We start from the raw sequence: 22,291 nt of genomic DNA, 5'->3' as shown, positions 1-22,291 counted from the left end.
CTCATTAGATATATTCAATTTGACTGATCATAGTGCGATGCCACCACACTCTCTTCTTCATCAGAATGTAATTGATAACTATTATCACTCAGCAATTTTTCGTCATAAGTCTCAATATCAAAATATTTTTCATATTTATCTATATTTTCACAAAGCGAAAGTGCTTTCACCTTATTCATAATCAGACCCGTACCAGCAGGAATTAACCTTCCTACTATAACATTTTCTTTTAACCCACTCAAAGGATCACTCTTTCCGCAAAATGCTGCTTCCGTAAGTACTTTTGTTGTTTCTTGGAAAGAGGCAGCAGAAATAAAGGAATTAGTTTCAAGGCTTGCTCTAGTAATTCCCTGCAGAATAGGAAGATAATGAGCAGGTCGTTTTCCAGAGTTATCCATAGCATCATTTTCTCTATCAATTTCCAGCCTGTCAATATTTTCTCCAATTAAGTACATAGTATCACCAGGATCGGTAATTTCTACTTTTTGTAGCATTTGCTTTAAGATCACTTCTAAATGCTTGTTATCTATGCGCACACCTTGCAATCTATAAACTTGCTGTATTTCAGAAATCATATAGTGTGCTAACGCTTCTAACCCAAGCACACGTAGAATATCATGAAGATCAGGATCGCCATCCATCAATAAATCACCTTTACGCACAAAATCACCTTCATTAACTATTACATGCTTACTTCTTGATACTAAATACTCAACTGGAGAAGCTTGCTTATCTACAGGTTTAATTACTATACTGCGTTTTCCTCTACGGTCTTTTTCAGAGAACATTACATAGCCATCTATTTCACTAACGATAGCATGCTCTTTAGGACGACGTGCTTCAAATAATTCTATAACCTTAGGCAAGCCACCAGTAATATCACGAGTTCTAACTGACTCTCTCGGCGTTCTTGTGATAACATCACCTGCATGAACCTTTTGGCCATCCTGTACATTAAGCACTGCACCAACTGGTATAAAGTAACATGCTTCCACACCACTTGAAAGTGTTATTACTTTTTCATTATCATCAAGCAGTGCAATACGAGGACGTAAATTAGCTACACCAGAGTACAATTTCCAATCTTTTACTACTCTATTTGATATCCCTGTAGATTCATCCATCACTTCAGTGATTGAAATTCCATCTTTTAAATCCTGGTAAGATATTGTACCACTCTTTTCCGTAATAATAGGTAGTGTATACGGATCCCATTCCGCAACTTTATCACCAATTTTTACTAACTCACCCTCATTTACATAAAGTTTAGCACCATAAGGCACACTGTGCTTCAATTTTTCACTACCAAGGCTATCAATTAAAACGACTTCACAGGAACGGCTTATCACAATTTTATTTCCGTTTTTATCTATAATTATATTACTATTGTTTAATTTTATTCTAGCATTAATAGAAGCTATAATATTTGAGGATTCAACACCTCTAGTCATTACCCCACCTATATGGAAAGTACGCATCGTTAACTGAGTACCTGGCTCTCCAACAGATTGAGCAGCGATAACACCAACTGCTTCACCTATTGAAACAATTTTACCAGTTGCAAGGTCTCTTCCATAACACAAAGAACACACACCAGGACTTATTTCACAAGTTAAAGGCGATCTAATTTTTATAACATCAAGACCTGCAATGTTGATTTGCTTTACTTTACCTTCATCAATTAGTTCCCCTGCTTTTAATAATAACTCTTTGGTTACTGGGTTATATATATCATTTGCAGCTGTTCTACCCAGTACAACACTCTCTAGAGATGCAACTATAGTACTACCTTCAACTATAGCTCTTACAATAAGGCCATTTTTCGTTTTACAGTCATGTTTTGTAACTATGCAATTTTGAGATACATCAACCAAGCGACGAGTTAAGTATCCAGAGTTTGCAGTTTTAAGTGCAGTATCAGCTAAACCTTTACGCGCACCGTGAGTAGAATTAAAGTATTCAAATACATTTAATCCTTCGCGAAAATTAGAAATTATAGGTGTTTCTATAATTTCACCAGAAGGTTTGGTCATTAACCCTCGCATTCCTGCTAACTGCTTCATCTGGGAAGTAGAACCTCTTGCACCGGAGCTAACCATCATATATATTGAATTGTACTTACTATTTTCATCATACAGAGATATCGCTTTTAACATATCATTCGCTATTATATCTGTGCACTTAGACCACTCATCTATAACTTTATTATACCTCTCACTTTTAGTGATTAGTCCGTCTTGATACTGTGCAGAAAATTTCTTAATTTCACCCCTTGTATAATCAACGTGTGTAGCTTTAGTTTCAGGTATGACCATATCGCAACGACTAAAAGAAGTACCAGAAAATGTAGCATACTCAAAGCCAAGTGTCATCAATTTATCAGAAAATACCACTGTAGCACTTTGACCGCAGCTACGATATACTAAATCAACAATACTAGTTATTTCCTTAACTGTTAATACCTGATTTATTAAATCGAAGCTTAGATTCTCATGTTTAGGAAAAATCTGCCATAATATTAAACGTCCAGGAGTTGTACAAATAGTTTTATACTGAATGTTTCCATCGCTATTGATGTGTTCCATTTTGTACTTTATATGAGAATGAATATGCAGAGTACCGTTGTTTAAGGAATGCTCAACTTCACAAAAAGCACAAAAAAGTGGTAAATCATCCTTCTTAAGTTGCTGTAAAGTTAGGTAGTATATACCAAGCACTATATCTTTACTAGGAACTATAATCGGTCTTCCATTAGAAGGACTTAAAACGTTATTAATTGACATCATCAACACTCTAGCTTCAAGTTGAGCTTCCAATGAAATTGGCACATGTACTGCCATTTGATCACCATCAAAGTCAGCGTTAAATGCTGTACAAACAAGTGGATGAAGCTGTATTGCTTTACCTTCAATAAGGACTGGCTCAAAAGCCTGAATACCAAGCCTATGTAGCGTAGGCGCTCTATTTAGCAAAACAGGATGCTCTTTTATTACTTCTTCAAGCATATCCCAAACTTCTGGCTTTTCTGCTCTTATTAACTTACTAGCAAATTTAATAGTTGGAGCCATTCCATATATTTTAAGCCTTGAGTAAACAAAAGGCTTGAATAGCTCAAGAGCCATTCTTTTCGGTAATCCACACTGATTTAGTTTCAAAGTTGGACCAACAACTATTACAGAACGTCCAGAATAATCCACCCTTTTTCCTAAAAGATTCTGACGGAAACGACCTTGCTTTCCTTTCAGCATATCGCTAATAGACTTTTTATATCCAGTAGCGCCAGCTTTATTTACCAGAGCATTACGACGACTATTATCAAAAAGAGAATCAACTGCCTCTTGTAACATTCTTTTCTCATTACGAATCATAATCTCAGGAGGATTTAAACTTAACAATTTTCTCAATCTATTATTTCGATTAATAATAGTTCTATAATGATGATTTAAATCAGAAACTGCAGGTCGACCACTTTCAAGCGATACCAAGGGACGCAAGTCAGGTGGTAAAATAGGTATAGCTGTAAGTATCATCCACTCAGGTCTGTTTCCAGACTTGATAAAATTTTCAACAATACGTAATCTCTTTATAATTTTCTTTCTTCTCATTTCAGAAGCAACAGACTCTAACTCCTGTCTTAAATTCTTCCTAATTTCATGTAAATCAAGGCGTATTAGCAATTCTCTTATAGCTTCAACACCTTGCATAGCTATAAAGCTATCGACCCCATAGCTATCTTTAGCTTCATTATAAGCTTTCTCACTAATAATTTCACCTTTTTCAAAAGAGGAAACAAGAGGATCTATTACAACATAATTATCACTATACAAAATACTTTCGATATCTCTAAGAGACATATCTAATAATGCTCCAATTCTTGAAGGAAGTGACTTCAAAAACCATATATGAGCAACAGGAGATGCAAGCTCTATATGACCCATTCTTTCTCTTCTTACTTTAGAAGATGTAACTTCTACTCCACATTTTTCGCATATACGGCCCCTATGTCTTCTTTTTTTGTACTTTCCACATAAACATTCATCATCATTGACAGGACCAAAAATTTTAGGACAAAATAATCCACCTTTCTCAACTTTGAATGTACGGTAGTTTGCAGTTGAAACATCTGTTATCTCTCCATAAGACATACGTTTAATACTTTCAGGGCTAGCAATGGAAATGCTAACCTCATTAAAAGATTGCGCGATGTTAGTATGAGATATATCTTCAATTACTATGTCATTTTGCTTCAAATCCACATTAAAACACAAGGAACGCAACTCTTTTATCATGACATTAAAGGATTCAGGAATTCCACATTCAAAGTTACTGTCACCTTTTATTACCGATTCATAAATCTTAACCCTGCCATTAATATCATCAGACTTCACAGTTAACATTTCCTGCAAAGTGTAAGCAGCACCATAGGCTTGCAATGCCCAACATTCCATTTCACCAAAACGCTGACCACCAAAATGAGACTTTCCTCCAAGAGGTTGTTGAGTAACTAAGCTATAAGGTCCTACTGAACGCGCATGAATTTTACCATCTACTAAGTGATGCAACTTAAGCATGTACATGTAACCAACTGTAACTTTGCGATCAAACTTCTCACCCGAGCAACCATCATATAATACAACTTGCCCAGAGTTATCCAATCCAGCAAGTTCAAATAGCTTTACTATTTGTTCATCTTTTGGACCTTCAAATACAGGTGCAGTAACAGGAATGCCATCACGCAACTTATACGCAAATTCAATGAGGTGATTATCATTAATATCGCGAATGTTATTACAAATAGATAAATTACTGCCACAACTATAAACCTCAATCAGGAAGTGACGTAAACTACTGTGTGCATCTTTACAAGAGTTGAAATAATTCTCTACTAATGTAGTCAATTCATTATTTAATTCATCCTTATTAGGCGTATCTAAAATAGAAGCCGTTATTTCATCATCATTAATATCCTCAAATTTTTTATTATCAAGATATAATGCTGCAAATTTTTCAAAATCATCATCACTGAGAGATCTAATTGCCTCACAAAAAGCACGTTTGATTTTATTGATCTCATCAAGAATATTGCCTACTTTTTCTCCTAATTTTTTACAAGCCCAACCTACATGCGTTTCCAATATTTGACCTACATTCATTCGCGAAGGAACGCCAAGAGGGTTAAGAATAATATCAATAGGAGTACCATCTTCTAAATAAGGCATATCTTCTACTGGAACAACTCGAGAAATCACACCTTTATTTCCATGTCTACCAGCCATTTTATCCCCTGGCTGCAAACTATGTTTTACAGCAATAAAAACTTTTACTGACATCGACACACCTTGAGGCAGATCATAGCCTTCATGCAATTTTTCTACTTTTCGCTTAAAGTTTGCTATCGCATGTGATACTTTTTCATCAAAATCTTTTTTTAAGCTCTCAACTTGCTTAGAAATAGATTGGTTTTTCAATCCTATATCCCACCATCCCTCACGTTCAATAAAATTAATACTTTCTCGATCTTGCGAGCCAGAATTAATAAGAATTTTTCTTAATTCATCATAGAAATATTGATTAATAACATTGATTATATGGTCCCGCTCTTTCTCAAAATCATTTACCTCTTTTTGCTTAATAAGAAACGCCCTTTCGTTTTCTTCTTCCCCTCTGCGTGTAAAGACCTGCACATCAATCACTATCCCTTCAATATCTGGAGATGTATATAAAGAGGAATCCACACAATCAAATGACTTTTCACCAAAAATTGTCATTAACAATTTTGTCTCAGGAGGCAATGAAAGAGAATGCTTAGGTGTAACTTTCCCCACCAAAATATAACCTGGACCAACTCTTGTACCAACCTTTACTATACCACTATCATCCAAGTGATAAAGATTTTCTTCATTAACACCGGGTATGGCACGAGTTATTTTTTCCGACCCTAAAGGAGTGTCATGTACAACACATTCAAATTCTTCTATATGAATAGAAGTAAATAGATCTTTTTTAACAACTTCACTAGAAATAATGATTGAGTCTTCAAAATTATAACCTTGCCAAGACATAAAAGCGACTAGCAAGTTTTGGCCAAGTGCCAATTCACCGTTATTAATAGCAGGACCATCAGCTATCACATCACCTTCCTTAACACAATCACCTACATGCACCAGTGGTTTCTGGTTAATACAAGTATTATGGTTAGAACGCTGAAATTTTCTTAGATGATAAATATCTACATCCAAGTAGTTAATTCCTCCTTTGTCAAAAGCACGTATAACTATAGAGTTACTATCTGAGCTGTCAACTATGCCACCACGTTTTGCTAAAACTACAGCACCAGAGCCAGAAGCTACGAAAGACTCCATGCCAGTAGCAACCAAAGGAGCAGTAGGCTTCAATAAAGGTACAGCTTGACGCTGCATATTTGAACCCATTAACGCTCTATTAGCATCATCATTTTCTAAAAATGGAATTAAAGAAGCAGCAACCGATATTACCTGCTTAGGAGATAAATCAATGTAACTTACTTGATTACTATTTACCATTACAAAGGTACCAGCATACCTACAGTATAACATATCATCAACAAAGCAGTTGTTCTCATCAAGCTTTGCGCTGGTATCGGCTATATAATATAAACCTTCATCTATAGCAGACAGATACTCAATTTGATCAGTAACAACCTTATTAACTACTTTCCTATAAGGACTTTCAATGAACCCATATTTATTAATACGAGCGTATATAGCTAAGCTATTAATTAAGCCTATATTCTGCCCCTCAGGAGTTTCAATAGGGCAAATTCTTCCGTAATGAGTTGGATGAACATCACGCACTTCAAATCCCGCCCTCTCTCTTGTTAAACCACCAGGACCTAACGCTGACAACCTTCTTTTATGTGTTATTTCAGATAATGGATTAGTCTGATCCATAAATTGAGATAATTGGGAAGAGTTGAAAAAATCTCTTAAGACATTGGTTAACACTTTTGGATTTATAAAATCAGATGGAGAGACTTTATCTAAACTAGAAGTAGACATAGAATCAACTACTGCCCGTCCCAATTTTAATAATCCAGTTCTAAATTGATTTTCTATAAACTCTCCAACTGAACGGACTCTTCTATTTGCTAAATGATCAATATCATCTACAGATCCTTGACCATCACGTAACAATACTATTTTTCTTATAATTTCAATAATGTCTTCATGTGTTAAAGTAGTTAAATTTTCCTCATAATTTAACCCAAGGCAAGAGTTAAGTTTTAATCTACCAATGTTAGACAAATCATAATATTCCGAACTGAAGAAAAGATTACGAAAAAACTCCTCTACTATCTTTAAAACAGGAACTTCACCAGGACGCAAAACCTTATATATTTCATATAGAGCGTTCTCATAAGACATGTTTTCATCTAAGAAAAGTGTGTTTAATATGTAAGGTCCAACAGAAACATTATCTATGTTCAACACTGATATTTTATCTATAGATAATAATTCAAGCTTTTTTATATCCTCTAATTTTATAGATTCACCAGCAGATAAGACTTTTGTAGAACTAGCACTATCTATTAAATCTTCTGCAAGAAATAAACCACATATAGAATCATAAGGAATTAGATACTCTTTCAATCCGTTATCATATAGATTTTTAGCTAATTTTGAAGTAATACGAACATTAGCTTTAAGTAACACATTGCCTTCAACATTCTTTAAATCAAAAGGAAGCCTCACTCCCTTGAATTTATCAGGGGAAAAAGGTACTCTCCAGCCACTTTTATGTTTTATATACTCTATTTTTTCATAAAATTTATTAAGTATGTCATTATTTGATAAGCCCAAAGCCTTTAATAAAACTGATATTGGCAACTTTCTCTTTCTATCAATACGAAAATACAAATGATCTTTAACATCAAACTCAATATCAAGCCAAGAACCCCTATAAGGAATCACTCTAGCAGAATAGATCAATTTGCCAGAATTGTAAGTTTTTCCCTTATCACTATCAAAAAACACTCCAGGAGATCTATGCATTTGTGAAACGATAACTTTCTCTACGCCATTGATGATGAAAGTACCTTTATCAGTCATCATAGGCAGTTCACAAAAGCGAACCTCCTGCTCTTCAGCAGATTTTATAACAGTTGCAAGCTTAGAATGATCATCATCTTCTTTAATCTCTTGATATTTTTCAAGAGAAACACCATCCTGCATAATAACAAGACGTATAGAAGCAATAACCTGAGCAGAAAAAGTTATACCACGTTTTATACATTCAGATTCACTATACTTAAGATCATCTACCCTACAATTCAAAAATTCGATAGTAGCCCTATGCAAAGGATCAGATATTGGAAAAATTGTATGAAAGATAGCTTCAAGTCTTTCATTACTCTCATTATTAGGAGTAAAGGAATTATATGACCCCTTTTGGACTTTAACCAAATCCAACAAAGAATCTTTTAAATCAATCGACCTGGAATAAGAAACTCTAGGAACAAAAGCACTAGAAGCACACATATAAGAAGAATCAACCATTAAAATACCTTCACTAATTAAAAGAGCTATATCAACATAAAATTAATATACTAACATTTTATTCAAGCTCAACTTTAGTTGCTCCTGCTTCAATAAGTTTTTGCTTTATTTTTTCTGCTTCGTCTTTAGAAACATTAGCAGTCAAATCTTTGGGTAAAGACTCAACTAATTCTTTCGCTTCTTTTAAATTCAATGTAGAATTAACTTCTCTAATAGCTTTAATCACTCCTATTTTTTTGCTTGCATCAATCTCTTTGATTACAACTTTATATTCAGCTTTTTCTTGAGCAACAGGAGCATTAGCATTATCACTAATAGGCACCCCAGCACCAACAGCTCCACCAAGAAAAGAACCACTAGGCAACCCTATTTTTTCTTCTAGAACTTTTACAAGTTCAGAAGCTTCTAATAGATTTAAAGATAATATTTTATCAACCAAATCACTTGTTACATTATTCATACTGACCACCTTATTTAACAACAAATTTATTTTTTAGAACTATAGTAATCCAAAACTCTCATAAGCCTCATAGAAGATGAATTAATAGACAATGCTAACCGAGCAGGAATATCATAAGATATTAAACGCATAATTTTAACACGCAATTCATCCAGAGAGGGAAGCTTAGCCAATTTGTTAACATCTTCCACTGTTAACAATTCATTTATATGAGCCGCACAAATCACAGACATTTTTTCTTTGTTAGCATTAATAAAATCAACTATTAACTTTGCAGCTTCTACTATAGCACTAGAATATATAATAGCAACAGAACCAGAAAATTTACCTGATAAATAAGAAAATTTACCAGTCCTTTCCAAAGCCAAGCAAGCTAGAGTATTTTTAACTACTAACATCCCACCCATTACAGATTTTAGACTATTCCTAAGAATTAATGAATTGCTAACATTCATAGACTTGAAATTTACCAATATTAAGAAATCATTATTTACAAACACATTCATTATGTTTTGTATAAATTCATCCTTATCTTTACGCTTCACAATTTCGCTCCCTTAAATTATATCTTCTACTTTGTTTATTTTATGAGCTTTACCCATAGTTGAATTTAAAAAAACGCTTTTAAAGTAAACTCCTTTCACAGAAGCAGGTTTATTGTCTCTAATTACTTTAAGAAAGGCTTTTAAATTTTCCAGCAAATCATCAATATCAAATTTAATACTTCCTAATTTACCATGAATAACCCCTTTTTTATCCGTCCTGAATTTTATTTGACCAGACTTAATGGTTTTAGTAGCTTCCGCAATGTTAGAAGTCACAGTACCAAATTTAGGGTTAGGCATCAGCCCTTTAGCACCCAATACTTTTGCAATAGGAGTGATTTTTGCCATGAAATCAGGAGTAGTGATGCACCAATCAACATTCAACTTTCTACCTTTTTTTATCTCTTCAATTAAATCTTCTCCTCCTGTAATATCAGCACCAGCTTTTTCAGCTTCTAATAAATGTTTATCTTGAGCAAAAACAGCTACTTTAATATTCTTCCCGATACCTTTAGGCAAAACTACTGTACCACGCACCTGCTCTTCAGATTTACGTGAATCTACACCTAAATTGACTGCGATATCAACTGATTCATTAAATTTTGCTGAAGCAGACTCAACAACCTTCTCCAAACATTGCTTAGAATTATCATTATATGTACTCATTTACCTAACCTTCCACAACTTCTATACCCATAGATTTTGCAGTGCCTATAACCATCTTCACTGCTGAATCTTCATTATCCACTTTCATATCAACCATCTTACACTTTGCCACTTTAATGATAGCAGACATAGATAATTTAGCCACTAATTCTTTACCAGAATTACCAGAAGCTTTACTTAATTTAGCTTCCTGCTTAAGCAAATAAGCCACAGGCGGACCGCTGACAGTAAAATCATGAGAGCGATCATCCTTTATGGAAATTCTCACTGTTACTAAATCACCTACTTTATAACTAGCGTTAGCAGCGCTAGTAGCTTTATTAAAAGCTTCACAAAATTTAGGAACAGGTATACCACGCGGGCCAAGTACTGAAGCAATTTTCGGTCCTGGAACTGCTTTTCCAGCTTCCATAAGCAAGTTAATCTTAGCAACTACATTACTCATAATTAATCCTCTATTTTCTCTACTTGAGCCAAATCAAGCTCTATTATTGTTGGCTTACCTAAGATTGATACTTCAATATTAATAATTTTTTTCTCATCATTTACCATATCTACCTTACCAGTAAAATTTTGAAAAAGACCATCATTAATTTTTACTTTTTCACCTTTCTCATAACCATAACTCAACTTTTTCGTTTCTTGAGCATTGTAAAGCGCACTACACATTGAGCGAATCTCATTATCCTCAATCACCTTTGGAACATTACCATTTTTCAAAAATCCATAAACCTTAAGAGATTTTGGTATATTATTAATAAAATTTAATACCTCATCGCATAAATTCATGTATAAAAAGACATAACCAGGAAAGGACTTCCTTCGTTTAGCATTTTTTTTAGATTTTAAATCCATCTCACTTAATTCTTCACAAGGAATAAAAACCCTATTAAAATAATTATTAATATTCAATCTCATAGAATTTTCTAATATATATTGGCGCACTTTCTCTTCATAATTAGAGGCAACTCTTAAAATGTACCACTTATATCTATTAAATTCCTTACGTTTTAAAATTACCTCATCATCTGAAATCATCTCAAAATGACCAGACTCATCACCACAAAACCCAGTCATTTGATTCAAAATATTTTTGCTTTCATCACACAGATGCATACATATATATACTTCACATAACTCTTTTATATCAGATTTTACATCACATACTGTCTGATAAGGAATAAACACCTCCTTAAAGTAAACAGTATTGGTTGCCAACTCGCATATATCCTTCTCATACCCGTAATCGACTTTAATGATATACCATTTATACTTATATTCCATAAATAATTCCAAATAAAGTCTTAATTACGTAAAGAGACATAAAATCTACGAAGCAAAAGAAAATCGAAAAGCATAATATAACAGTTATTACAATAAACAAAGATGACAATACCTGCTGTTTTTTTATCCAAGCAATTCTCCTTATTTCTTGCTTTATATCGCAAAAAAAAACATACAGGTTTTTTAACATTTCTACCATAATATTAATGCAGGAGCGATAGGAATTGAACCTACAACCTCTGGTTTTGGAGACCAGCGCTCTACCAATTGAGCTACACTCCTATAATTCAAAGTTTACTCTAAAATTTCCGAAACAACGCCAGAACCAACAGTTCTACCACCTTCTCTTATCGCAAAACGTAATCCTTTATCCATTGCTATTGGTACTTGCAACTCCACTTCTATACTTACATTGTCCCCTGGCATTACCATCTCCTTTCCATCTAGCAATTTTATGCTCCCAGTTACATCCGTTGTCCTTAAATAAAACTGTGGCTGATAATTTCCAAAAAATGGTGTATGCCTTCCTCCTTCTTCTTTCTTCAATATATACACCTCCGCATTAAATTTCTTATGCGGGGTTATTGTCCCTGGTTTTGCCAATACTTGCCCTCTCTCCACTTCTTCTCTCTTTGTTCCTCTTAGTAGTATTCCTACATTGAGTCCTGCACTTCCCTTATCTAGCAACTTCTTAAACATCTCAACACCAGTACATATCGTCTTTTGCGTCGCTTTCAGACCTATTATCTCTATCTCATCCCCTGTCTTTATCTCCCCCTTCTCTATTCTTCCTGTTACTACCGTCCCTCGGCCCGATATTGAAAATACATCTTCTATTGGCAACAAAAACGGCAAATCTATAGGCCTTGGAGGTACTGCCACATACTCATCTAACTTCTCCATCAATTCATCTATTGATTTCTTTCCATACTCACTACTATCATCCTCTAATGCTTTTAACGCAGACCCAACTATCATAGGCACTTCATCACCTGGAAATCCATACTTACTCAGCAACTCTCTCACTTCCATCTCTACCAAATCTATCATATCAGCATCAGCAACATCAGCTTTATTTATATATACCACGATATATCCAACACCCACCTGTTTTGCCAGCAATATATGCTCTCTCGTTTGTGGCATCGGCCCATCAACCCCTGACACTACCAATATCGCTGCATCCATCTGTGCTGCACCTACTATCATATTCTTTACATAATCAGCATGTCCAGGGCAATCAACGTGTGCATAGTGTCTCTTTTCTGTTTGATATTCAACATGCGCTGTTGCTATTGTTATACCTCTCTTTCTTTCTTCTGGCGCTTTATCTATTTGATCATATGCTACAAAATTACCATAATGCTTTGTTATCGCCGCTGTTAACGTTGTCTTCCCATGATCCACATGTCCTATCGTTCCCACGTTTACATGCGGCTTTCCAAATGCTTCTACTATCGCTGTCATAATTACTAACCTTTAATTATACTTTAACTTTAACTCATCAACCACATATTGTGGCACTTGTTCATAACAAGAAAAATGCATACTATACTGAGCTCTTCCCTGAGATATAGAACGCAAAACATTTATATAACCAAACATATTTGCAAGAGGAACCGAAGCAGTAATTATTTTGCTATTATTACCTAAATCCAGCATATCAACAACACTGCCTCTTCTACTATTTATATCACCCATAACATCACCCATATATTCTTCAGGAGTAATGATTTCCACTTTCATTATAGGTTCTAGCATTTTTGGACCAGCTTTATTTGCCATTTCCTTAAAAGCACCTTTAGCAGCAAGTTCAAAAGCCAAAGGACTAGAATCAACATCATGAAAAGCACCATCAAGAAGAGTAGCCTTAAAATCAATCAATGGAAAGCCGGAAATTATACCACCTTCTTTTATCAACTCTAAGCCATTTTGCACTCCAGGTATATACTCTTTTGGAATAGCACCGCCTACAATTTTACTTTCAAACTGAAAGCCAAAACCAGGCTCAAGAGGTTCGAATTTTATTTTAACTTTAGCAAACTGACCAGCACCACCTGATTGTTTTTTATGAGTGTAATCAATTTCAACAGATTTAGTGATAGTTTCACGATATGCAACTTGAGGCGCACCAACGTTAGCTTCAACATTAAACTCGCGCTTCATTCTATCAATAATAATCTCAAGATGCAGCTCACCCATACCTTTCAATATAGTCTGCCCACTCTCTGCATTTACTGACATCCTTAAAGAAGGATCTTCTGCAACCAATCTATTCAAAGCAACACCTAATTTTTCCTGATCTGAGGTGGTTTTCGGTTCTATAGCAATTTCAATAACAGGATCAGGAAATTCCATACGCTCTAATAGTATAGGAAAATCAGATGAACATAAAGTATCACCAGTAATTGTTTTCTTTAATCCAACTAAGGCAACTATATCACCAACTTTAGCTTCGTTTATATCTTCTCTGTTATTTGCATGCATAAGCAACATTCTACCAATTCCTTCAGTCTCATTCTTTCCAGCATTTAACACAGCAGATTTAGATTTTAACTTACCGGAATAAATACGAATAAACGTCAAGCTACCTACAAATTTATCCGTCATCACTTTAAACGCAAGAGCAACGAATTTCTCTTTTTCTGAAGGTTTGATCTCAATTTTCTTTTCTGAATCTTTAGGATCAGTTCCAATAATTACATCAACATCAATAGGAGAGGGTAAAAAATCAACCACACCATCTAAAAGTGATTGCACGCCTTTGTTTTTAAAAGCTGACCCACATAATACAGGGACAAATTTTCCTTTAATGGTCCCGCTTCTCACACACTTTTTCAACAAATCAATTGGCAGATCGTTAGATTCAAAGTAAGTATTTATCGCCTCATCATCCATTTCAGCTGCAGCATCTAATAAAAGATTTCGATACTCTTGAGCCTTATCAAGCAAATCAGAAGGAATATCTTCATAAGAAAATTTAGCGCCTAATGTTTCTTCTTGCCATATAATAGCTTTCATAGAAATAAGATCGATTATGCCTTTAAAATCTTTCTCACTTCCTATTGGCAACTGAATAACTAAAGGTGATGCGCCAAGCTTCGTTTTTATCATATCGATACATCGATAAAAATTTGCCCCTATTCTATCCATTTTATTAACAAAGCAGATACGAGGAACGGTATATTTATCAGCTTGACGCCAAACCGTTTCAGACTGAGGCTCAACTCCAGCAACTCCATCAAATACAGCAACTGCACCATCCAAAACCCTCAAAGATCTCTCAACCTCAATAGTGAAATCAACATGACCAGGAGTATCTATTATATTAATCCTATGATCATTCCAAAAACATGTTGTTGCAGCAGAGGTAATTGTAATGCCACGCTCCTTCTCTTGCTCCATCCAATCCATAGAAGCCGCACCATCGTGCACTTCACCAATCCTATTTTGTTTACCAGTATAAAATAAAATACGCTCTGTTGTGGTGGTCTTGCCAGCATCTATATGAGCCATTATTCCTATATTTCTATACCTAGATATTAAAACTTCCATACCACAATCAATCAGCTAATATTAAAAACGAAGATGAGAAAATGCCTTATTAGCTTCAGCCATTTTATACTTTTCTTCACACATCTTAAATGCACCACCACATTTATTATAAGCATCTAATATTTCAGACTGCAAACAATAAACAGTAGTTCTACCACTCTTTTTGCGAGCAGCAGAAGTTGCTCTAGCAATCCACCTTAATGCCAAAGAAATTGCTCTATCTTGACGAATTTCAACAGGGACTTGATAAGTTGCACCACCAATACGCCGAGAGCGTACTTCTATAGAAGGGGTAACATTTTCTACTGCTGTTTCAAAAATTGATAAGGCATCTTTGCCTATTTTCTTTTCAGCTAAGGACAAAGCACTATAAGCAATCTTTTCTGCAATAGACTTTTTACCACATTTCATAATTATATTAATAAAACGCATAAGCAAGACACTACCATAACGAGAGTCAGGGCTTGTTCTTTTTTTTGCTTTATTACGACGTGCCATAAATTTTAACCAGATTTCTTTACACCATATTTCGAACGGGCTTTCTTTCGATTTTGCACACCACGTAGATCAAGAGCACCTCTTATTATGTGATAACGTACACCCGGCAAATCCTTAACTCGCCCACCACGTATTAAAACAACGGAATGCTCTTGTAAATTATGACCTTCGCCAGGTATATAAGCCGTCACTTCACCGTATCCACTAATCTTTACTCTAGCTACCTTACGTAGTGCTGAGTTAGGCTTTCTAGGAGTTGTAGTATATACCTTAGTGCAAACACCCCTTCTTTGAGGATTGCATTTTCCCAAAGCTGGCACCTTCTTCTTGCGAGTTAACCCTGATCTACCCTTACATATTAATTGATTTATCGTAGGCATATACTGTAAATTTAAAACTCTGAAAATAACTAAGTCTTAGTTATAAAATAATAAACCTCAATAGTCAATATAAAAATAAACATTACTACTCTAATAATCTCAGCCCAATTGCTTTGAAAGCTACTGATAATTATATGCTAAAGCGCATATTGGTTTTAATATTAAGAAATTATCACTTGCTGTGGTCGAATTAATATAGATATGGAACAAGTAATATACTGTGATGGCTATCAAAGAATATGCAGAAAATAATCCTTATAATAGAGCCAAGAGTTTCTAACATTAATGCAAAAATACTAACCGAATTACCAGTAAAGCCAGATGATTTTTACAATCCTACTCTTGACACTTAGATTTAATGCAGCTACCCTAAGTTCAAAATTCTATACTCAATTTTGCTGTTCTTGCATACAAGGAACACGTTTTTAGAATAATGAAAACAATCAGCGCTTTAATTAAAGAAGGGTCAAAGCTACTATCATCACATAGAATTGAATCACCACATTTGGATTGTGAAATCATCATGCAGTACGTACTTGGAGTAGAAAGATCATTCACAATCATGAATCACACCAATCAGGTACCAAGAAACAAAGAGCTTCTATTCTGGAAATTAACAAAAAAAAGAGCAGAAAGATATCCAATATCGCAAATAATAGGTAATCGTGAATTCTGGAGTAAAAATTTTATAGTTAACCAACATGTTCTAGATCCAAGACCAGATAGTGAGACAGTAATTTCAACAGTGTTAAAATATTACCAAAATAAGAAGCAAAAAATAAAAATTGCAGATTTTGGCACAGGCACAGGCTGTTTGTTGATCTCCATACTTAGTGAGTATGAATATGCTATTGGAGTTGGTTTTGAAAAAAGCCTGGAAGCATACAAAATTACCTGCCAGAACACAAAGAAACATAATCTTCTCAACAGAGCTAAAATATTTCCAAATTCGTGGACAGAATGTAGAGATTTATTTGATCTTATAATAAGCAATCCTCCATATATTAAAAGAAGTAAGTTAAAAAATCTGCAAGCTGAAGTGCAAAAAGAGCCAAGAATTGCTCTTGATGGTGGTATCGATGGATTGAGCTGTTACCTGAGTATTTTTCCAATATTGAAAAAGTGTCTTAAAAAAGATGGGTTTGCGATACTGGAAATAGGCGAAGATCAGAGCAATATTGACAAAATAATACCCTTATATGGACTGGCTTTTCAGGAATACGTATACGACTTGGCTGGAATGAAAAGATGCATTGTTGTAAAGCAAGATAAAGAACATGACTAGTAGAACGCTAGCTTTCTAAGAACCTGTTCATAATCTCAAGAAAGGCATAAAGTAAGAAATAGAGTGTATAAATTAGGATATATGAGGAGTGTATACCCAAGTGACATAAGTCGAGAGAAGTTTGAGATTATTTCACCAGATCTGGAGTCTTGTGGAAAAAACAAAACCAAGAAAACTTGATTTGTATGAATATATTTTGCGGAGTGTTGTACGCCCTAAAAAGTGGTTATCAGTGGAGGATGCTACCAAAAGAGTTTCCCAAAACGGCGCAATTGTTATGATTATTTCAAAAATGGAGTGAAAAAGTAAAAGGAAATAAAAAAAAAGTATTTTGGAGTGCATGTTAAAAAAAATAGTTAGTGTGGTCCGACAAAACAATGTTTGGAAAGAAAAAATCAGCTTTTGCATAATTGACACTCAGAGTGTAAAGAACGCAGACACTGATGAAGAAAAAGGCTATGACGCTGGTAAAAAAATCTCAGGAATAAAACGCCATATCGCACGAGATATAGATGTTTGCTATTTATTCTTAAGCTTGGGAGTGTTAAATAGCATTTTACTTTTTTTAGTATGTAGAGATTTTCTAGGAATTATTCTATTGAATTCTATGATATTATTTTCTGTAGCATTGTTATACATACCATAAGAGTGAACTGACGAAATTTGTAAAGGAGTTTTATGGCTTAGCTACATGGTACTAACACTCAAGTAAATTTTCATCAATGACGCAATTTGCTATGTCTATATCTCACATAGCTTACAACTTGCTTTACTCCTTTTACTTTTCTTGCAATTGCTATTACAGCTTTTAATTCCGCCTTATTTTGAGCTATACCCATCAAATAAACGACTCTATCAACTGTATTAACGCTATAATTAATTGATTTAATATTTCTTTTTCCCAGAAGCCTCGTGCTTATCTCTGCTGTTATCATACCATCTACAGTAACATCTAGCATAGAAGTCATTTTAATTGGTGTGACTCTTATTTCATTTATCACTTCTTTAATCTCTTTTTGCTGCCAAGCTATTTTCTCTGCTGTGAGTTGCTTTTCATGATTATCAACATTTCCAATGAGTAATACTCTTCCTTCACTCACTTTAACTTTTATAGATGAGAACAGTCCGTGTTTTAAGAGTCCCTTATTGATTCTTATTACTATAGTTGTATCATCAATAATGTTTCCCAAGGATTTATCTTGCATTGTTATTGCTGTAGCCGCTGCAGTTGCTGTTACCACTATACCACTTACAAGAGTCGTACAGCCACTCTGTGTAATCAGAAAAATTGCGAGTAAGAAGCTTGCTATTAATCTCATTATTAATTTCCAGAGTTTAGAGCCTTAATTAAAGAATATTAATAAGCTTTTTTTATTGTGTAAATACTATAAATTGAATAAGCCTTGAATATTTCTAAGACAGTACTTATCTTAATAGTGTTAGTTAAAGTAATTTAGGCTTAGACTCATAGTGGAGTTAACCAGTATTATAAGTTCAGTCTGTGGTACTAAAATCTAATCTTTAAATTGCATAAGATGACAGAAGTGGTTATCTATAAGTTAATGAAGGGCTCTTGCGGATATGGCGAAATTGGTAGACGTGCCAGGTTTAGGTCCTGGTGAGCTTGCTCGTGGGGGTTCAAGTCCCTCTATCCGCACTTAAAGTCATGTAACTCAGGTTTTAAGAGAAAATTTATAATCACTAAGTACACTTTTGTTTGTATAAGAACCTGTTCTTAAGGATTGTATTTAACTTAAATTCTGGTAAAATGGCTTTATTAAAACATAAATAAAATATTGATAACAGGTTGTAATGTCTAGTAATATACCTCAAAATGCAGTCGAAGCAGATACATTAAGTAATATATATACCTATAAGGAACTTAGTGTAGATAAACTAAAGTATGAGTATGAAATCACAGTTAGTAGTGATTATATAGAACAAAAGATAAACTCTAGATTACAAGAAATAGCGAAGAATGCAAAATTTCCTGGATTTAGATCAGGAAAGATGCCTTACGATCTTGTTATTACAAATTATAAAAACGAAGCTTTGGAATATGTGATAAACGATACGATTGACTATTGCTCAAGTGATTTAATGAAAAAAATCGAAGTTAAGTCTCACATCCATCCTAAGGTTGATATTATGTCATTACCAAACCTTGATAAAAAGGATAAAAAAGGTGACTTTCTGTACAAATTATCTTTTGAATCGATGCCAAAAGTGCCAGTAATAGATCTTGATAAAATAAATTTGAAGAAAGTTAAGGCAAAAATCAAAGAGGGAGACATAAAAGAATTTATTGATTCTATAAAAACAAAATTTCCTAACTTTGTCTCTGTTGATGATGCTTCTTATCAAGCAAAAAACGAGGATAAACTGATAATTGACTTTGAAGGGCGAATTAGAAATAAGCTCTTTCAAGGTGGAAGTGGCAAAAATTTTACTGTTAATTTAGGATCTGGAACATTTATAAATGGTTTTGAAGATCAATTAATTGGCATGAAAAAAGGGGAAACAAAAAGCTTTAAGTTGAGATTTCCTGAAGATTACCAGGTAATTTCCCTTGCGGGACAGGAGGCTGCTTTTTCTGTTCGAGTTAATGACATTCAGATTGCCAAAGATTTGCAAAGTGATAATGAAATAGCTAGGAGAATTGGTTTTGAAGATCATTCTTCGCTAATAGATCATGTAAAAGAAGTAATTGATAATCAGTGTAAAGAAATGGAAGATCTCTTAATTAAGAAAGAGCTATTTGATTGTTTGGATGCTAGTTATAGTTTTGATTTGCCTATAGAAGTAGTAAAACAGGAACAGCAGAGAGTGGAAAGAGAGTTGAATGCTAAAGATGATTCGTGTAAAGAAGCTGAAAGACGCGTAAAGCTTGCAATGCTATTCATGGAGTTCAGTAAAGAACATGAAATATCATTAACTCAAAGTGATATTATGAATGTTATTGTAAATCAATATGTCAGTAAAGATGTATCATTTGACAGGGTATTTAAACATTTTAAATCAGATGGACAATTTCAGGAATTAGTTAGAGGGCAAGCGCTTGAGTATAAAGTGACGGATTATATGATAGAAAAAGCTAGTAAAGAAGAACAGATTGTTTCTGTGAAAGAATTAAAGGAATTATTTGATAATATTTGATAGGAAAAGGTATGACTCTTATACCAATTGTAGTTGAACAAACTAGTCGCGGTGAGCGGGCTTATGACATATATTCAAGGCTAGTAAAAGAAAGAATAATTTTCGTAACTGGCCCTATTGAAGACAACATGGCCAGCGTAATAGTAGCACAGCTTTTATTTTTAGAATCGGAAAATCCCGATAAAGACATTTGTATGTATATTAACTCACCAGGTGGTGTTGTAACTGCTGGTTTGTCGATCTACGATACAATGCAGTATATAAATCCAGACGTTTCAACTTTGTGTATAGGTCAAGCTGCATCTATGGGTTCTTTGTTGCTTACAGCTGGTGCGGAGGGTAAACGTTACTCGCTACCTCATCCAAGAATTATGATACATCAGCCATCTGGTGGTTATCATGGGCAAGCAACTGATATAGAAATACATGCTAATGAAATTTTGCGAGTTAAGAAAAAATTAAATCAAATTTATGAAAAACATACTGGAAATTCACTAAAAAAAATTGAAGAAATGATGGAAAGAGATAAATTCATGGATCCTGAAGAAGCAATGAAAACTGGCTTAATTGACAGAGTAATAGCTGAGCGTAAAGATATGAAGATTGAAAATATTAAAGTTAAACAAAAGGTAGTTTAATGGATAACAATAATGATTTACACTACTGTTCTTTTTGTAACAAGGCACAAAACGAAGTAGATAAATTGATTACTAACTCTTCAGATGGTTTAAAGGTGTTCATTTGTAATGAATGCATAGAGTTATCCCATAAAGCAATAAGTCAAAAGAAAGAGAGAGCTTTTAATTCAGATCATATATCTGATATGAAGCTATTACTAAAGAAACCTGAAGATATAAAAATTTTTCTTAGTAAGCATGTTGTAGGTCAGGAACATGCGCAACACGTTTTATCTGTGGCTATGTATAACCATTGTCAATCCATGGTGCAACTTCATTCTATAAGTGATATTGAAATTGAGAAGTCAAATATAATGCTTATTGGCCCTACTGGTTCTGGTAAGACTTTGCTAGCAAAAACACTTGCTAAAGTTTCAGATGTGCCATTTGCTATGGCCGATGCGACAACTTTGACTGAGGCAGGTTATGTAGGTGATGATGTAGAAAGCGTGTTGTCACGTCTATTACAAGCTGCAAATTATGATGTTGCAAAGGCACAGCATGGTATAGTGTTTATCGATGAAATAGACAAGATTACAAGAAAATCTGAAAGCACTTCAATAACCCGTGACGTTTCAGGTGAAGGGGTCCAGCAAGCTCTGCTTAAGATTATGGAGGGTACAGTTGCTTATGTTCCGCCACAAGGAGGGCGAAAACACCCGCAACAAGAGTTTATACAAGTAGATACTAGTAATATACTATTTATTTGTGGAGGAGCTTTTGAAGGCCTAAATAAAATTATTGAGGCAAGAAAAAAGGGAACATCAGTTGGCTTTGGAGCAGATATAAGTCAGTCTAAAGCACAAAAGAAAAAAAATGCTTTACGCGATGCTCAACCTGAGGACTTAATCAAATTCGGTTTGATACCCGAATTTGTAGGACGAGTTCCAATAACTGCTGTTCTAGATGAGCTGGATCACGAAGATTTAATACATGTGTTGACAGAGCCAAGAAATGCGCTAGTAAAACAATATAAAGCATTGCTTGCATTTAGTAAAGTAAACCTTGAGTTTTCAGATGAAGCAATATCAGCTATTGCTAAAAAAGCTATAAGCTATAAAACAGGTGCAAGGATGTTACGTGCTATCTTAGAGTCACTTTTGCTTGATGTTATGTATATATCCGGCAACGGAGGTTTTGAAGGTAGCACTATAACGGTTACTAAGAAAATGGTAGAATTAGGCAAAGTGACGATTAATCATAATAATAAGGGTAGTGTTATAACGGTTAATGATTAATTTGAGGCATATA

At 34.4% G+C, this 22,291-nt stretch carries 16 protein-coding genes, 2 tRNA genes and 1 pseudogene; 6 read left to right on the top strand and 13 right to left on the bottom strand.

Translation table 11 applies throughout. The features are described 5' to 3' along the window. Positions 1-14: 14 nt before the first annotated feature. The 12 genes from OPR29_RS01370 to rpsL all read right to left on the bottom strand — a co-directional run bounded on the left by OPR29_RS01370 (position 15) and on the right by rpsL (position 15,922). Positions 15-8,534 carry a DNA-directed RNA polymerase subunit beta/beta' gene (locus OPR29_RS01370; RefSeq protein WP_265025322.1) on the bottom strand — a complete coding sequence of 2,840 codons (8,520 nt, stop codon included), beginning with the start codon at positions 8,532-8,534 and terminating at the stop codon, positions 15-17. Between the two features lie 58 nt (positions 8,535-8,592). Continuing rightward, the gene (gene rplL / locus OPR29_RS01365) at positions 8,593-8,994 is read right to left on the bottom strand and encodes a 50S ribosomal protein L7/L12 (RefSeq protein ID WP_007301986.1); all 402 of its coding nucleotides are present in this window, start codon (positions 8,992-8,994) and stop codon (positions 8,593-8,595) included. 26 nt (positions 8,995-9,020) lie between these two features. Further along, the gene (gene rplJ, locus OPR29_RS01360; RefSeq protein ID WP_007301987.1) at positions 9,021-9,539 is read right to left on the bottom strand and encodes a 50S ribosomal protein L10; all 519 of its coding nucleotides are present in this window, start codon (positions 9,537-9,539) and stop codon (positions 9,021-9,023) included. 12 nt (positions 9,540-9,551) lie between these two features. Next, on the bottom strand, positions 9,552-10,205 hold the full coding sequence (gene rplA, locus OPR29_RS01355; RefSeq protein WP_265025321.1) for a 50S ribosomal protein L1: 654 nt from the start codon (positions 10,203-10,205) through the stop codon (positions 9,552-9,554). Between the two features lie 4 nt (positions 10,206-10,209). Further along, the gene (locus tag OPR29_RS01350) at positions 10,210-10,650 is read right to left on the bottom strand and encodes a 50S ribosomal protein L11 (RefSeq protein WP_007301989.1); all 441 of its coding nucleotides are present in this window, start codon (positions 10,648-10,650) and stop codon (positions 10,210-10,212) included. Positions 10,651-10,652: 2 nt separating this feature from the next. Further along, on the bottom strand, positions 10,653-11,489 hold the full coding sequence (gene nusG, locus OPR29_RS01345; RefSeq protein ID WP_010406831.1) for a transcription termination/antitermination protein NusG: 837 nt from the start codon (positions 11,487-11,489) through the stop codon (positions 10,653-10,655). Beyond that, positions 11,479-11,679, bottom strand: a complete 201-nt coding sequence (gene secE / locus OPR29_RS01340) for a preprotein translocase subunit SecE (protein ID WP_007301991.1) — start codon at positions 11,677-11,679, stop codon at positions 11,479-11,481. Before secE ends, nusG begins: the two co-directional genes overlap by 11 nt. A 19-nt stretch (positions 11,680-11,698) precedes the next feature. Beyond that, positions 11,699-11,771, bottom strand: a tRNA-Trp gene (locus OPR29_RS01335). 12 nt (positions 11,772-11,783) lie between these two features. Next, positions 11,784-12,956 carry an elongation factor Tu gene (tuf, locus tag OPR29_RS01330; protein ID WP_265025099.1) on the bottom strand — a complete coding sequence of 391 codons (1,173 nt, stop codon included), beginning with the start codon at positions 12,954-12,956 and terminating at the stop codon, positions 11,784-11,786. 12 nt (positions 12,957-12,968) lie between these two features. Beyond that, the gene (fusA, locus tag OPR29_RS01325; protein ID WP_006014698.1) at positions 12,969-15,044 is read right to left on the bottom strand and encodes an elongation factor G; all 2,076 of its coding nucleotides are present in this window, start codon (positions 15,042-15,044) and stop codon (positions 12,969-12,971) included. Between the two features lie 21 nt (positions 15,045-15,065). Beyond that, positions 15,066-15,542, bottom strand: coding sequence for a 30S ribosomal protein S7 (gene rpsG / locus OPR29_RS01320; RefSeq protein ID WP_006014699.1), 477 nt, complete (start codon positions 15,540-15,542; stop codon positions 15,066-15,068). 5 nt (positions 15,543-15,547) lie between these two features. Next, on the bottom strand, positions 15,548-15,922 hold the full coding sequence (rpsL, locus tag OPR29_RS01315) for a 30S ribosomal protein S12 (protein WP_010406837.1): 375 nt from the start codon (positions 15,920-15,922) through the stop codon (positions 15,548-15,550). A gap of 433 nt (positions 15,923-16,355) precedes the next feature. Between rpsL and prmC the strand changes: the two genes are divergently transcribed. Together prmC and OPR29_RS06045 are read left to right on the top strand one after the other, a co-directional pair. Then, a complete protein-coding gene (gene prmC, locus OPR29_RS01310; RefSeq protein ID WP_019236648.1) occupies positions 16,356-17,207 on the top strand; it encodes a peptide chain release factor N(5)-glutamine methyltransferase in 852 nt (283 codons plus the stop codon). A gap of 325 nt (positions 17,208-17,532) precedes the next feature. After that, positions 17,533-17,715: pseudogene (locus tag OPR29_RS06045) on the top strand (IS5/IS1182 family transposase); the annotation flags it as partial. Between the two features lie 211 nt (positions 17,716-17,926). On the opposite strand, the gene OPR29_RS01300 reads toward OPR29_RS06045, so the two are convergent. After that, positions 17,927-18,526 carry a BON domain-containing protein gene (locus tag OPR29_RS01300; protein WP_019236651.1) on the bottom strand — a complete coding sequence of 200 codons (600 nt, stop codon included), beginning with the start codon at positions 18,524-18,526 and terminating at the stop codon, positions 17,927-17,929. Between the two features lie 256 nt (positions 18,527-18,782). Between OPR29_RS01300 and OPR29_RS01295 the strand changes: the two genes are divergently transcribed. The 4 genes from OPR29_RS01295 to clpX all read left to right on the top strand — a co-directional run bounded on the left by OPR29_RS01295 (position 18,783) and on the right by clpX (position 22,278). Further along, positions 18,783-18,864: transfer RNA gene (locus OPR29_RS01295), tRNA-Leu, on the top strand. A gap of 155 nt (positions 18,865-19,019) precedes the next feature. Beyond that, positions 19,020-20,363 carry a trigger factor gene (gene tig / locus OPR29_RS01290; protein WP_007301998.1) on the top strand — a complete coding sequence of 448 codons (1,344 nt, stop codon included), beginning with the start codon at positions 19,020-19,022 and terminating at the stop codon, positions 20,361-20,363. Positions 20,364-20,374: 11 nt separating this feature from the next. Beyond that, positions 20,375-21,001 carry an ATP-dependent Clp endopeptidase proteolytic subunit ClpP gene (gene clpP, locus OPR29_RS01285; protein ID WP_265025320.1) on the top strand — a complete coding sequence of 209 codons (627 nt, stop codon included), beginning with the start codon at positions 20,375-20,377 and terminating at the stop codon, positions 20,999-21,001. After that, complete coding sequence (gene clpX / locus OPR29_RS01280) at positions 21,001-22,278, top strand: ATP-dependent Clp protease ATP-binding subunit ClpX (RefSeq protein ID WP_007302000.1); 1,278 nt, start codon at positions 21,001-21,003, stop codon at positions 22,276-22,278. Before clpP ends, clpX begins: the two co-directional genes overlap by 1 nt. Positions 22,279-22,291: the final 13 nt, after the last annotated feature.

Origin of the sequence: Wolbachia endosymbiont (group B) of Pammene fasciana, assembly GCF_947251495.1 — a bacterium.
Classification (GTDB): Bacteria; Pseudomonadota; Alphaproteobacteria; order Rickettsiales; family Anaplasmataceae; genus Wolbachia.
This window is presented reverse-complemented; position numbering and strand designations above follow the sequence as displayed.